Annotated in this window: 12 protein-coding genes and 2 pseudogenes; 3 read left to right on the forward strand and 11 right to left on the reverse strand. The window is 67.4% G+C overall.

Features of this window, described 5'->3' with window-relative positions; all coding sequences use genetic code 11:
* The first annotated feature begins 19 nt into the window (after nt 1–19).
* Complete coding sequence (locus LHP98_RS14430; protein WP_227253242.1) at nt 20–1045, forward strand: phosphotransferase enzyme family protein; 1026 nt, start codon at nt 20–22, stop codon at nt 1043–1045.
* Between the two features lie 73 nt (nt 1046–1118).
* On the opposite strand, the gene fabG is transcribed toward LHP98_RS14430, so the two are convergent.
* The 10 genes from fabG to katG all read right to left on the reverse strand — a co-directional run bounded on the left by fabG (nt 1119) and on the right by katG (nt 12087).
* A complete protein-coding gene (fabG, locus tag LHP98_RS14435) occupies nt 1119–1889 on the reverse strand; it encodes a 3-oxoacyl-ACP reductase FabG (RefSeq protein WP_227253243.1) in 771 nt (256 codons plus the stop codon).
* A 16-nt stretch (nt 1890–1905) separates the two neighbouring features.
* Entirely contained in the window at nt 1906–2595 is a 690-nt protein-coding gene (locus tag LHP98_RS14440) for a cysteine hydrolase family protein (protein ID WP_227253244.1), read from the reverse strand.
* A gap of 9 nt (nt 2596–2604) precedes the next feature.
* Entirely contained in the window at nt 2605–3015 is a 411-nt protein-coding gene (locus LHP98_RS14445) for a diol dehydratase small subunit (protein ID WP_227253245.1), read from the reverse strand.
* On the reverse strand, nt 3012–5273 hold the full coding sequence (locus LHP98_RS14450; RefSeq protein WP_227253246.1) for a propanediol/glycerol family dehydratase large subunit: 2262 nt from the start codon (nt 5271–5273) through the stop codon (nt 3012–3014). Before LHP98_RS14450 ends, LHP98_RS14445 begins: the two co-directional genes overlap by 4 nt.
* The gene (locus LHP98_RS14455; protein WP_227253247.1) at nt 5270–6085 is read right to left on the reverse strand and encodes an ABC transporter permease; all 816 of its coding nucleotides are present in this window, start codon (nt 6083–6085) and stop codon (nt 5270–5272) included. The genes LHP98_RS14450 and LHP98_RS14455 overlap by 4 nt, the downstream gene beginning before the upstream one ends.
* Nucleotides 6082–6999: an ABC transporter permease gene (locus LHP98_RS14460; RefSeq protein WP_227253248.1), complete on the reverse strand. Its 918-nt coding sequence runs from the start codon at nt 6997–6999 to the stop codon at nt 6082–6084. The genes LHP98_RS14455 and LHP98_RS14460 overlap by 4 nt, the downstream gene beginning before the upstream one ends.
* A gap of 3 nt (nt 7000–7002) precedes the next feature.
* On the reverse strand, nt 7003–8097 hold the full coding sequence (locus LHP98_RS14465) for an ABC transporter ATP-binding protein (RefSeq protein WP_227253264.1): 1095 nt from the start codon (nt 8095–8097) through the stop codon (nt 7003–7005).
* Between the two features lie 103 nt (nt 8098–8200).
* A complete protein-coding gene (locus LHP98_RS14470; RefSeq protein ID WP_227253249.1) occupies nt 8201–9346 on the reverse strand; it encodes an ABC transporter substrate-binding protein in 1146 nt (381 codons plus the stop codon).
* A gap of 55 nt (nt 9347–9401) precedes the next feature.
* Nucleotides 9402–9569 (reverse strand): hypothetical protein, encoded by a 168-nt coding sequence (locus LHP98_RS14475; protein WP_227253250.1) that lies wholly within the window; start codon nt 9567–9569, stop codon nt 9402–9404.
* Between the two features lie 343 nt (nt 9570–9912).
* Nucleotides 9913–12087, reverse strand: a complete 2175-nt coding sequence (gene katG, locus LHP98_RS14480) for a catalase/peroxidase HPI (RefSeq protein ID WP_227253251.1) — start codon at nt 12085–12087, stop codon at nt 9913–9915.
* A gap of 151 nt (nt 12088–12238) precedes the next feature.
* Here katG and LHP98_RS14485 point away from each other — a divergent pair, with 151 nt between their 5' ends.
* The gene (locus tag LHP98_RS14485) at nt 12239–13129 is read left to right on the forward strand and encodes a hydrogen peroxide-inducible genes activator (RefSeq protein ID WP_227253252.1); all 891 of its coding nucleotides are present in this window, start codon (nt 12239–12241) and stop codon (nt 13127–13129) included.
* A gap of 136 nt (nt 13130–13265) precedes the next feature.
* On the opposite strand, the pseudogene LHP98_RS14490 reads toward LHP98_RS14485, so the two are convergent.
* Nucleotides 13266–13415 (reverse strand): annotated as a pseudogene (locus LHP98_RS14490) (IS5/IS1182 family transposase); the annotation flags it as partial.
* A gap of 35 nt (nt 13416–13450) precedes the next feature.
* Between LHP98_RS14490 and LHP98_RS14495 the strand changes: the two are divergent.
* Nucleotides 13451–13692 (forward strand): annotated as a pseudogene (locus tag LHP98_RS14495) (transposase); the annotation flags it as partial.

Consider the following 13692-nt stretch of genomic DNA (forward strand, 5'->3'; position numbering starts at 1 on the left):
AAGGAAGGGGAGACGGGGCATGACGGCAGGGCCAGCGGACTTCGACCGGCTGTCGCATGACGAACAGCTTGCCGCCTTGCAGGAGCTGGCGCAAGGCGCGCTTTCGCTCTGGGACATTGGCGGCGCGCCGAAGGTGCGGCTCCTGAACCTGTCCGAGAACGCGACCTACGCGGTGGACGGCGCCGGGGACGGCCGCCGCTATGCCCTGCGCATCCACCGCGACGGCTATCACAGCCGCGAGGCCATCGGTTCGGAACTGGCCTGGGCCATGGCGCTGCGCCGGGACGGGGTGGTGATCACGCCGAATCCGCTGCCGGGGCGGAACGGCAGCCTGATCCAGGACATGGCGCATGCCTCGATGGCACGCGCCCGCCACATGGTGCTGTTCGACTGGGAAACCGGGGTGGAACCGGGCATCGGCGACGACCTGATCGGCCCGTTCGAGACCCTGGGCGCAGTGACGGCGCGGATGCACGCGCATGCCCGGACCTGGCCGCGCCCACCGGGATTCACCCGCCTGACCTGGGATTTCCAGACCAGCCTTGGCGAGGATGCCCCGCACTGGGGCCGCTGGCGCGACGGCATGGGAATGGACGCAGGCAAGGAGGCGCTGTTCCGGCGCACGGTCGACCTGATCGGCCGCCGCCTGGCCGACTATGGCCAGGGGCCGGGGCGTTTCGGCCTGATCCACTGCGACCTGCGGCTGGCAAACCTTCTGATCGACGGGCCAGAGGTCAAGGTGATCGACTTCGACGACATGGGGTTCGGCTGGTTCCTGTATGACGCCGCCACGCCGGTGTCGTTCTACGAACACGAACCGCAGGTGCCGGCGCTGATCGCGGCCTGGGTGCGCGGTTACCGCAGCGTGGCGCCCTTGGCGGCCGAGGACGAGGCCGAGATCCCCACCTTCGTCATGCTGCGCCGGCTCTTGCTGGTGGCCTGGATCGGCTCGCACGCCGAGACCGACCTCGCGCAGTCGATGGGCGTGGCCTATACCGAAGGCACGGTGGCGCTGTGCGAGGCCTATCTGAAGCGGTTCGGCTGAGGCCTAGGACCGGAATTCGAAGTCGAATTCCGTCCACGATTTCCGACTTCGGAAATCGTTTCCGGCCAGGGCCTCAGGCCGAGGCCAGAGCCTCGAGCGATTCCGGCACGATCTGGCCGCCGTCCACCACCAGCGCCTGCCCGGTGACGTAACCCGCCTCGCGCGAGGCGAAGAACAGCGCGGCATGGCCGATGTCGTCCACCGTGCCCAGCCGCTTCAACGGCACCGAGGCCGCCATCGACCGCTGGTATTCCTCGCCCATGCCGGCCAGACCCTCGGTGATGATGTTGCCGGGCAGGACGGCGTTCACCGTGATGCCGTATTTCGCCAGTTCGATGCAGGCGGTGCGCATAAAGCCCAGCTGCCCGGCCTTGGTGGCGCCGTAGTGCGTCCAGCCGGGGAAGCCCGTGACCGGCCCGGTGATGGAAGAGGTCAGCACGATCCGGCCCTGATCCGAGGCCTTCATCAGGGGCAGGAAGGCCTTCACGCTCAGGAAGGTGCCCTTGAGGTTGGTGTCCACCACATGGTCCCAGTCGCCCTCGGTCATCTCTTCCAGCTTGGCGGGGGGAAAGATGCCGGCGTTGGCGCAGAGCACGTCCACGCCGCCGAAGGCCTTGGCGACCTCGCCGGCCGCCGCCGCCAACGAGGCCGCATCGGTCACGTCCGCCGCCAGCCCGATGGCCCCGTGGCCGATTTCGGCCGCCGCCGCCTGTGCCTGGTCGCCGTGCCGCGCCAGGATCGCCACCTTTGCGCCGGCTTCGGCGAAGACCCGCGCGATGCCCTTGCCGATGCCCTTCGACCCGCCGGTGACCACCACCGACCGCCCCGCTACCGAATGTGCCATGAGACCCTCCCTTGTCTTAGCCCGCCAGCGCCCGGAACTCGTCCGAGGACATGACGTGGCAGTAGATCATGTTGATGATTTCCAACTCTTTGCAGTGCAGTTCCATCGAACCCGCGGCGCACAGGTCGTGCAAGACGATCACCTGAAAGCTTTCGTCGGCCAGGCTGCGCACGGTGGAGGCGACGCACTGGTCGGTGAAGATGCCGGCGCAGACCACGGTCCTGATGCCCAGGTTGTGCAGGATCAGCCGCAGGCTGGTGCCGGTCAGCGCGGAATCGGTGGTCTTGGTGACCACGATCTCGTCGCCCACCGGGGCCAGTGCCGGCACGATCTGCGAGGCCGCTTCGTCCTTGGGCAACAGCAGGTTGTTCCACCCCGGCATCTCTTGCGAAAGCGAGCGGTCGCGGCCATCGGCGGTGTGGCAGGCGATGCGGGCGAAGAGGCATTCGATCCCGCGGCCGCGGCACCAGTCCAGCATTTCCGCCGTGCCGGGGATCACCTGGCCCTGCATCCGGTCATGGAACGGGGTCCAGGCGTCGTAGCGGCGCCGCTCATCCGCCGAGAGGCCCGAGGGATCGGGGCGTGCAAGGTAGGTGTTCTGCACGTCGATCACCAGAAAGGCGGTGCTGGCCGGATCGATTGCCGGGTCGTCGGGTTCCGGCGCGCCGTCGTAGTAGATGGATCTGAACTCGGTCTTCCAGCCCATGCGGGACCTCTAGTAGCGGAACGTGAACAACCCGCGGCGGTCATAGACCTCGGCGGCCTCGGCGATGAAATCGGCGATGCGATCGGCGCCCCAGCGGCTGCGGAATTCGGCCGCCAGCGCGTCCAGTTCGGCGCGCGATTTCGCCCGTCCGGGGCGAAGCATCTCATAGGCGCGCATGATCTCGGCATCGGGGACCGCCACCAGATCGGCGGCGCGGTCGAAGTTGCGGGCCAGCGTGGCCCGGCCCGCATCGCGCGCGATCTGCGCCTGGCGCTGCAGGGTCGTCGCGTCGATGGCCAGGTCGTCCATGCCGATCTCGCCCGCCAGCACGGCCTGCAGGGTGATGCCCGACAGCGGCTTGCCACTGCGGGCGCGCAGGGTTTCGGGGGCGGTTTCGGACAGCGGATAGGTTGCGGTCATGGCACCTCCTGGAATTCCACCGCCACCTCTTCCGGTGCCGCCCCTTCGCTGCAAAGCGCGGTTTCGATGGCGTAGATCAGCGCCACTTCGGCGTGGAAGCGGGCGCCCATCGCCTCGCCTCGGGTGGGCACGACAACCGGTTCGGGGTCGCCGCCCTGCGCAAGGGCGGCGGCGTTTTCCCCAAGGCGCCGGTAATGGTCCAGCGTGGTGATCGGCGCGTTGGAAAAGAGTTCCAGGTTGTGATGCGGCAGACGGCCGGCGCGGTGGATCACCGCCGTCCCCTTGGCCTGCAAGCCGATGCCGATGCCCGACCCCGACAGATGCGCCGCCGACAGCCCCAGGAACGAGGTGTCGGCGGTGTGCCGCATCCGCACCACGCGCGGGGTGCCGCCGCCGTCGCGGATGCCCTGCACCACCGCCCGCAGCATGACCGAGACGCCCTCGCCCGCCAGGGTGCGGAAGAGCTTCGTGCCGAAGGCCGGGCTGATGCCCACCACCACCTCTGGCCCGCCCTGCCCCGCCTTCGCCGGGCCAAGGCTGCTGTAGGCGGCGCGCCTGGCCTCGACCTTCTCGACCATGGCCTGCGAGCGCAGCACCTCGCGTTCGTCCAGCACGTCGCGAATCTCGACGATCTCGGCCCGCCGCTCTGGCGTCAGGCGGTAGCCGGTGCCGGGGCCGAGGTATTCGTTCGGGTCGTTGATCGCCGACAGCACCCGGCCGTCGCGCACCAGCGCCGAGGTCTGCAGGGCGTCGCCCGACAGCCGCAGCCGCACCATGGCCAGCAGGTTTTCGGCCTCTTCGGTGAAACCGCGGGTGGCCAGCGCCCGGATCGCGTCGATCACCGTGATGCCGCGGGTGCGGATCGATTCAGAGATGCGGCTGGCGTCGCCGGGGGTATAGCTGTCGGTCTCGGCCGAGCCGGAGGCGGCGGCGACCGAGGCCAGCATGGCGGGCGTCGGCCGGGCCAGGCCCAGTTCCCCCAGCACCGCCGCCACGGCCGCCAGCGCCCGCTCGCGCAAGCCCGAGGCGCGGTCTTCGGACAGGGGGGTCAGCCCGCCGTCGGCCTCGTAGTCGCGCTGCAGGACGAGGTAATCTTCAAGCTCCTCGCCGTTGATCAGCGACGGGTTGAAGGAGTTGTCGTATTTCAGGATCGACCCCATGCCCGAACAGATCAGGTCGGACCCGGCCATCAGGTAGGGCATGATCTTGGCGCCCACCCGCAATTCGCTTTCGGTGGGGCGGGCGTCGTTGCCGCTGGCGCATTCCAGGTCCAGCCAGACCGCGATCAGGTTTTCCGCCATCAGCTCGCGCCCGCCGCCCGGCACGCTCATGGTGACGGGCGCGCCGTCGATGCCGCCGTTCTGGGTGCCCTGCACGCCCATCGCGCGTTGCAGGCACAGGCAGCGCGCCTCGAGATAGAGAAGCGACTGCGACTGGTGAAAGCCCATCAGCAGCTCCGACCCCGCCCCCGAGGTCGCCCGCATCTTGACCCCGCGCGAGGCATAGGCGGACGCCAGAAACGCCTTTGACCAGGGCGTGTCGTCGCCGTCGATGAAGGCGCCTTCGCTGCCGTAGACCGAGACGGTTTCGGCATAGGAGGTGAAGCCGCGCATGGCGATCTGCAGTTCCTCGGCCTCTTCCGAGGAGCACTGGAACAGCGTGCCCCAGCGGCCCACGGACGCCCCCACGGCGCAGGCGAGCGCGTTCGACCAGGCGTTGCGGGCGACGCGCTGGGTGGTCTCGATCTCATCGAACCCCAGGCCCACGGCCACCGCGGCATCGGCGGCCAGTTGCAGCGGGTCGTCCTTGGCGTTGGTCACATGGGCCTGGTTGCCGGGGCTGCGGCGGGCGCGCATCTTGCCGTAGGCGAAGGCGATCTCCAGCGCGGAGAGGTGCCCCACCACCTCGGCCAGCCGGGCGGGGGTCAGGCCGCGGGCAAGGCGGACCAGATCGGCCCGCGGCACGTTCAGGTCGACCAGCATCCGCGCCAGATCCAGGCTGGGAATGGCCATCGCCTCGGCGGCCACCGCCGGGTCAAGGTGGTAGCGGGCGATGAAGCGGTCGATCAGGTCGAAGTCGGCCTCGGCCACGCCGTCCATCACCGTCACCCGGCCCTCGGCCACGGCGAGGCCCGGTGCCGGGTCGGCCGGGCTGGCCATCGCCTGAAACCCCTTCGCCGGGTCTTCGCGGGCGAACCGGTCCTGCCGCAGCGGCCGCGCGTCCCAGTCGGCAAAGCGTCTCCAGCGGTTGGCGGTCATTGCGCCGGCCTTTTCCGCAGCGCCCGCGCCAGGAGGCCCATGCCCAGCAGCACTGCCGCCGCCGCAATGGTCGCCATCGACCCCAGCGCCGGGACCATCGGCGTGTAGCCGGCGACCATCTTGGCATAAAGCCACTCGGGCACCGAGGTATCGGGGCCGGTGGTATAAAGCGACAGCGGGAAGTTGCCCCAGGACAGCAGGAAGGCGAAGAGCGCGCCCGACCAGATGCCGGGCCAGAGGATCGGCAGCGTCACCTCGCGCAGGACCTGCAGGCGGCTGGCGCCCAGATCGAAGGCGGCTTCTTCAAGTGCTGCATCGAAGCTGTACATCTGGATCGCCATGACCAGCGTCACAACCGGCACGATCCAGACCAGATGGGCGAAGACCGCCGTCTGCCACGACATCTGCATGCCCAGCGCGTTGAACCACAACAACAGTGCCAGCCCCAGCACCGGCTGCGGGAAGAAGATCGGCAGCAGCACCAGCTTCTGATACAGCCGCCGCCCCTTCCAGTCATAGCGCGCATAGGCCAGCGCGCCGAAGAAGGCGATCACCACCGCGATCACCGTCACCAGCCCCGCCATCGCCAGCGAGGTCCGCACCAGCATGCCGATCTCGATGGAATCGAAGGTCTTCTGCCACCACTCCATCGAGGTCTTGGCCAGAGGGAAACGGAAATACCGCCCCTTGTTCACCGAGGCGACAAAGCCGCAGAGGATGGGCGTGTAGATTGCCAGCACCACGAAGCCTGTCCACAGCGCGATGAACCGTGCGCTGCGGCGTTCGGCGCGGGCCTCGGGCGACAGGCTCATGACCGCCTCCCCAGGATGCGGTCCAGGTCCAGCCGGCCGATGCCGAGCACGGTCAGCACGCCGACGATCAGCGTCAGGATCACCGCCAGGGCGGAACCGAAGGGCCAGTTCTGCGCGTAGGTGAAGGCAATCTCGATGTCCTGGGTGATGACGATGACCGATTGCCCGCCCAGAACCTTGGATTCCGCCACCGCCCCCACGGCCAGGACGAAGGTCAAGAGCATGCCGATCAGGATGCCGGGCATGGCCAGCGGCAGTTCCACCTCGTGCCAGATCTGCAGCCGGCCGGCGCCCATGTCGCGGGCCGCGTCGATCAGGTCGCGCGGCACCATCGACAGGCCCAGCACCATGGGGAACAGCATGAACGGCAGGTAGACATAGACCATGCCGAAGAGGGTGGCGGCGGGCGTGAACAGGAATTCCGGCGCGCCGGGCAGGCCCATTGCCTTGAGCGTGCCATCCAGCACGCCGCCCTTGATGAAGAACAGCACCCAGCCGTAAAGCCGGATGTTTTCCGACACGAAGAGCGGAAAGACGAAGAGCACGCTGACCAGCCCGGCCGAGCGGCCGAACAGCCGCGCCAGGCCATAGGCGATGGGATAGGCGACCAGCGTCAGGATCGCGACGGTCAGCAGCGCCAGGCCCAGCGACCAGGCGAAGGACATCCAGACCGTGTTGGCCGGATCAAGGATCTGGCGGTAGTTCTCCAGCGTGAAGGTGCGGAAGACGTCGAACCCGCGCGGGGTGGCGAAGGAATAGGCCACCACCGCGAAGAGCGGCGCCAGGAACCCCAACGCCAGCAGCACATAGACCGGGATCGCGCAGCGCGCGCCGGCCGACAGCATCCGCTCACCGAACCGCGGCCCTGCGGCCCTGGCCTGCGCGATGGTGGGCGAGGCGACGATCTCGTTCATCGCTCAGGCCTCGACGAAGATCGCATCGCGGCTGTCCCAGCCGATGCTGACCTCGCGGTCCAGGTCCGGCATCGGGCCGCCGGCGCGCAGCTGCTCGACGATCAGGTGATCCTCGCCGACGTTCAGGCGGAACTGCATCCGCGAGCCCAGCGAATAGGAGTTGTAGAGCCGCGCCTCGATGCGGTTCTCGACGGTCTCGCCGGGGGCCACCAGGCGCATCGCTTCGGGTCGCACGATGATGAACCCCTCGGCCGCCGGATCGCCGGCCACCTGGAAGCGGCCCGGAATCCGGGTGCCGTCGAACATCCCGTCGCCGGCGCGGCGGACCGGAAAGACGTTCACCTCGCCCATGAATTCGGCCACGAAGCGGCTTTGCGGGCGGGTGTAGATCTCCTCGGGCGTGCCGACCTGCAGCATCCTGCCCGAGCGCATCACCGCGATCCGGTCGGACATCACCATCGCCTCTTCCAGGCTGTGGGTGATGTAGATGAAGGTCTTGCCGGTTTCCTTGTGGATGTCCTTCAGTTCCTTCTCCAGCTCCTTGCGCAGCTTGTAGTCCAGAGCCGAGAGCGGCTCGTCGAAGAACAGGATTTCCGGGTCATAGGCAAAGGCCCGCGCCAGCGCCACGCGCTGCCTCTCGCCGCCCGAGCAGCGCATCACGTTGCGGTCCACATAATGCGCCGGCAGCCGCATCAGGGCCATCAGTTCCTCGACCCGCGCCCGCCGCTTCTCGGGCGCGATGCCCTTCATCTTCATCGGAAAGGCGATGTTCTCGCCCACCGAGCGGTGCGGAAACAGCGCCAGCGACTGGAACACCAGGCAGGTCGGCCGGCGGTTCGGCGGCAGGTCGTTGATCACCTGGCCGCGCAGGGCGATCTCGCCCGAGGTCGGCAGTTCCAGCCCCGCCAGCATCCGCAGAAGCGTGGTCTTGCCGCAGCCCGAGGGGCCGACGATGGTGAGGAACTCGCCATCCGCGACGGCAAGGTCGATGCCGTCCACCGCCATGTAGGTGCCGAAGGTCTTGACCAGGTTGGTCAGGGTCAGGATCGACGCGCGGGTGGCGGCGGCGGACGGGTCTGTGACGGGCTTTGTCTGCATGTTCAAGAAATCAGATCCTCTGGGGCCCCGGCCATCCGGCGCCTGGAAGGGGGCGTGCGCCCGGGGAAGCCCCCCGGGCGCGCAGGCCGGACGGGCGGCTGTCTCAGCCCCGGTCGCGCTTGGCCGCGGTCATCAGGTCAAGCGCGGCGTCGTAATCGGGCACGATGTCGTATTCGGCCGAGCGCGCCATTTCCTCTTCCAGGCTGTCCCACTGGATCGCGTCCAGTTCTTCCGGCGTGAACAGGGCGAAGCAGTCGGGGTTGCCCATCTGGCTGACCGGGTTGAAGGTGCCCTCGGCGAAGGCGACGGTATGCGCGACCTCGGGCGCCTGCACGAACTTCAGGAACTCGGTTGCCAGCGGCGACAGGTTGGGGTTGTTCACGGTCGAGGTGATCTCGATCCAGGAGATCCCGCCCTTGCCCTCGATCGCGCTTTTCAAGGGCGTGATCGCGCGCAGGTTCGGGAAGCCGTCGGCGCGGGCCGGCGAGACCGAATAGGTGCCCCCCGTCAGGTGGAAGTCGATCTCGCCCGAGATCAGCGCCTGGTTCATGGTGGCGATGTCGCCGATCATCTTGGCGCCCTTGAAGATCCGCTTGGCGGTTTCCTCGAACTTGGCCATCTCTTCGGGCGTGTGCACCTTGAACGGGTCGATGCCGGCGACCATGAAGATGCAGAACACGTTCCAGTCGTCGGATTCCAGGATGCCGTACTTGCCGTCGTTGGCGGCGTCATTCCACAGGTCCCAGCCCTGGTCTTCGGCCGTGGCGCGGCTGATCTTGTCGGTGTTGACGACAAAGGAATACGGCCCATAGCGCTGCGCCATGCCCAGCAGGTCGTTGCCGTCATCCGACATCGCCCATTTGTAGGGCGGCTTGAAGCCGGGCATCATGGTCTCGAAGAACGGCTCGAAGGTGGCGCGGTCCAGCGCCTTGATCAGGCCCTCGGGGTGCATGATCTTGCGCGCCCAGGGGTTGTTGACGTTGATCAGGTCCCAGACGTTGGTTTCGCCCGCGCGCAGGCGGTTGATCATGGTCGGGTCGTTGGTCAGCGATTCCGCCTTGACCGTGGCGCCCTGCGCCTCGCGGAACGGGTCCAGCACCTGGGCCGAATTGTAGCCCTCCCAGCACAGGATGTTCAGTTCCTTCGACCGGTCCTGCGCCCAGGCCCGGCTGGCGAACCCCGGCCCCATGGCAGCGGCCGCACCGGCGCCGAAAAGGCGCATCACATCCCTACGCGAAAATTCGACCATCTTGATGACCTCCTGCTGTTGGAATTGTCCGACCCTCGCCGCCGGTTTCCACCGATCATCCGGGATCGACTTCTTGATTGACGGAAAGCAGACCATGGACTGTTGAGGTTTGCAAGATTCGTTTCATCTTGTGACCGGCCTCGGGCAGCGGCGGCACTTGCGGATGCGGCACCCGTGCCAGAAGCGACCCGCCGGCGGCAATCTCGGCCTGGGTCGTCAGCACCCGATCGACCGCCGGTCCCGGCCTTGCTGGAATGGCAATCGACCGGCGGAGCGGCCGTCAGGCGCCCTTTGCAGCAAGGGCCTTGACCGAATTCGGCTGCCGCACGGCAGCGGCTTGCGGCGCCCAGCAGAGCCATCGGTCGAGATCGGATCGGGCAGAAATGACAGAAGTCGGGCAAACTGCCCAAAATAGTGACGATCCCTGCACGGCGCGTGGAGGTCCGGAGGGGGGGCAGCACCGGCCTGGATGACGGGACGGCCCTAAGGGCATCGAAGGGACAGGCCGGCCGAATGCAAAAAGGCGCCCCGGTTTCCCGGAGCGCCCCCTGCCCCAGGCCCGACGATCAGGCCTGCAGATCGTAGCGGTCAGCGTTCATCACCTTGGTCCAGGCGGCGACGAAATCCTGCACGAAGCGTTCGGCGTTGTCGTCCTGGGCATAGACCTCGGCATAGGCGCGCAGGATCGAATTCGACCCGAACACCAGGTCGGCGCGCGTCGCCGTCCATTTCGTGGCCCCCGAGGTGCGGTCGACGACGGCATAGCTGTTCCGCCCGGTGGGCTTCCAGGCATAGGCCATGTCGGTCAGGTTGACGAAGAAATCGGTGGTCAGGGCGCCGACGCGGTCGGTGAACACGCCGTGCCGGTTGCCGCCAAAGTTGGTGCCCAACACCCGCATGCCGCCGACAAGGCAGGTCATTTCGCAGGCGGTCAGCCCCATCAGTTGCGCCCGGTCCAGCATCAGTTCCTCGGCGGAAACGACGTAGTCCTTCTTCTGCCAGTTGCGAAACCCGTCCGCGACCGGCTCCAGCCACTTGAAGCTGTCGGCATCGGTCATTGCGTCGGTGGCATCGCCGCGACCGGGGGAGAACGGCACCGCGACATCGAAGCCGGCGGCTTTCGCGGCCATCTCGACGCCCAGGTTGCCGGCCAGCACGATCACATCCGCGACCGAGGCGCCGGTTTCGGCGGCGATCGGTTCCAGCGCGGCCAGAACGCGGGCCAGGCGGGCGGGCTCGTTGCCTTCCCAGTCTTTCTGCGGAGCCAGGCGGATGCGCGCCCCATTGGCGCCGCCGCGGTAATCCGACTGCCGGAAGGTGCGGGCCGAATCCCAGGCGGTGGCAATCATGTCGGCCCCCGACAGGCCGGCGGCCGCAATCCTGGCCTTGACGGCCGCCACGTCATAGGCGGCGTTGCCGGCGGGAACCGGGTCTTGCCAGATCAGGATTTCCGTCGGGGCCTCGGGTCCGATGTAGCGGGTGTTCGGCCCCATGTCGCGGTGCGTCAGCTTGAACCAGGCGCGGGCGAAGGCGTCCGAGAAGGCCGCGTGGTCGTCGCGGAAACGCTCGGCGATCTTGCGGTAGGCCGGGTCGAAGCGCATCGCCATGTCGGCATCGGTCATGATCGGCATGACGCGAATGCTGGGGTCTTCCACGTCGACCGGCATGTCTTCTTCGGCAATGCCGATGGGCTGCCACTGCCAGGCGCCGGCAGGCGACTTGGTCAGCCACCAGTCATACTTGAACAACAGGTCGAAATAGCCGTTGTCCCAGCGGGTGGGATGGGTGGTCCAGGCGCCCTCGATACCGCTGGTCATGGTGTCGCGGCCGATGCCGCGGCTGGTGTGGTTCATCCAGCCCAGGCCTTGTTCGGCAAGGTCGGCGCCTTCGGGGCTGGGGCCGAGGTTGGCCGCGCTGCCGTTGCCGTGGGTCTTGCCGACGGTATGGCCGCCGGCGGTCAGGGCCACGGTTTCCTCATCGTCCATCGCCATGCGGGCGAAGGTCTCGCGCACCTGGGCGGCGGTCTTCAGCGGGTCGGGCACGCCGTTGACGCCTTCGGGGTTGACGTAGATCAGGCCCATCTGCACGGCGGCGAGGGGGTTTTCCATCGTATCGGGCTTGCCCACATCGCCGTAGCGGCTTTCGGACGGGGCCAGCCATTCCTTTTCCGAGCCCCAGTAGACGTCCTTTTCAGGATGCCAGATGTCGGTACGGCCCAGGGCGACGCCAAAGGTCTTCAGCCCCATGTTCTCATAGGCCACGGTGCCGGCCAGGATGATCAGGTCGGCCCAGGAGATCTTGTTGCCGTATTTCTTCTTGACCGGCCACAGCAGGCGGCGGGCCTTGTCAAGGTTGGCGTTGTCGGGCCAGGAATTCAGCGGCGCGAAACGCTGATTGCCGGTGCCGCCACCGCCACGGCCATCGGCCACGCGATAGCTCCCGGCCGCGTGCCAGGCCATGCGGATCATCAGGCCGCCGTAATGGCCCCAGTCCGCCGGCCACCAACCCTGGCTGTCGGTCAGCAGCGCATGCACATCCGCCTTGAGCGCGGCATAGTCCAGGGTCTTGACCTGTTCACGATAGTTGAACCCCTTCAGCGGGTTCGTCTTGGTGTCGTGCTGGTGCAGGATGTCGAGGTTCAGCGCGTTCGGCCACCATGCCATCACGTTGCTGCCCATGCTGGTCAAACCGCCATGCATGACCGGGCACATGCCCCCGTCCTTGATGTCGTTCCCGTCCATCCGATCCTCCGTTTGTGCTGCGTTGGTCTTGGCCTTGGCGACCCGCGGGCCTGCGCTGCCCGGGGTCGCCAGCTGATTCATGGAATCGTTCTAACTCGCTTCTTCGATCAATCCCAATTGCATTTTCTGAAAGTTTCGATAATTTAATCTTATGATCGGGTTGTCCATGCGCCACCTGCGCTATTTCGATGCGCTTGCCCGCCACAGCCATTTCGGCCGCGCGGCCGAGGCCTGTTCCATCACCCAGCCCGCCCTGTCGATGCAGATCAAGGAATTGGAGGATCTGATCGGTGCGCCCCTGGTCGAACGGGGCGGGCGGCAGGCGCGGCTGACCGACCTGGGGGCGGAGTTCGCGGCGCGGGTGCATGCCATCCTGCGCTCGGTCGATGACCTGGAGGACCTGGTGCGCGCCCGCATCAGCCCGTTGCTGACTCGCCTGCGCATCGGTGTGATTCCGACTGTCGCGCCCTATCTGCTGCCGCGGTTCATCGCGGAGCTTACAGCACTTTATCCCGGGCTGGACCTGCATGTGCGCGAAACGCTGACGCCGCGCCTGCTGGCTGAAATCGGCGAAGGCCGTCTGGATGCCGCGATCGTGGCGCTGCCCGTGAACCAGCCCGGCCTTGAGGAGGTGGCGCTGTTCAGCGAAACCTTCGTGCTGGTGCGCCCCGAAGGCGAGGCCGACCACCCGATGCCCGACCGCGACGCGCTGCGCGAGATGCGGTTGCTGTTGCTGGAGGAAGGCCATTGTTTTCGCGACCAGGCGCTGTCCTTCTGCGCCGCGACCGGCAGCCGGCCGCGCGAGCTGATGGACGGATCGTCGCTGTCCACGCTGGTGCAGATGGTGGGCGCGGGCATCGGCGTGACGCTGATCCCGGAGATGGCGGTGCCGGTGGAAACCCGCTCGGCGCCGGTGGCGGTGACGCATTTCGCCGACCCCGCGCCGCAGCGCACCATCGGCATGGTCTGGCGGCGCAGCAACCCGCTGGGCGCCGCGCTGACCCGGGTTGCGGACGTGCTGCAGCACGCAGCCCGGGGATAGCGGTCGGAAGTCCAAATTTTCCGCGTTCAGCGCGTTCTGCCGGATGAAATCGCGGCAGGGTTCCACCACCGCGGCAAATACCGGAACGGTCCTGCAGCCGACACGCCGCGGGTCTGAGCCCCGGATTCGTTGACAGTCAAGGCCAAGGCATGACGGTTGCGGCGCGGGCAACGGCAGAGAAGGCGTTTTCCGGACAGCTTTTGCAGCCCGCGGCTACCCGGCGCCGGTCTTTCAGACGGCCGGACGTGATCCTGATCCGGTTGCGGTGCTTGCAGTGGCACTTGTCGGATTCGCCGGGCCATCCGGACGTCTTGGCTGACGTTGCCCCCTCCGCTTGATCCGGTTCGAGGTGGACTCTGGCCCAACCGAGAGGACCGGATCATCGGCATTCTGAAAGCGCGTGAGGCCGGGGTTTCCGTCGCCGATCTGTGCCGCAGGCACGGCGTCAGCGATGCGACCATCTGCAAGTGGAAGGCCAAGTACGGCGAAGCGGCTGAAGCGGCTCGAGGACGAGAACGCCGGAAGCGGCGGCTGGCTGATGCGATGCTTGATAACGCGGCTGT

Origin of the sequence: Rhodobacter sp. Har01 (assembly GCF_020564565.1) — a bacterium.
Lineage (GTDB): Bacteria > Pseudomonadota > Alphaproteobacteria > Rhodobacterales > Rhodobacteraceae > Pseudogemmobacter.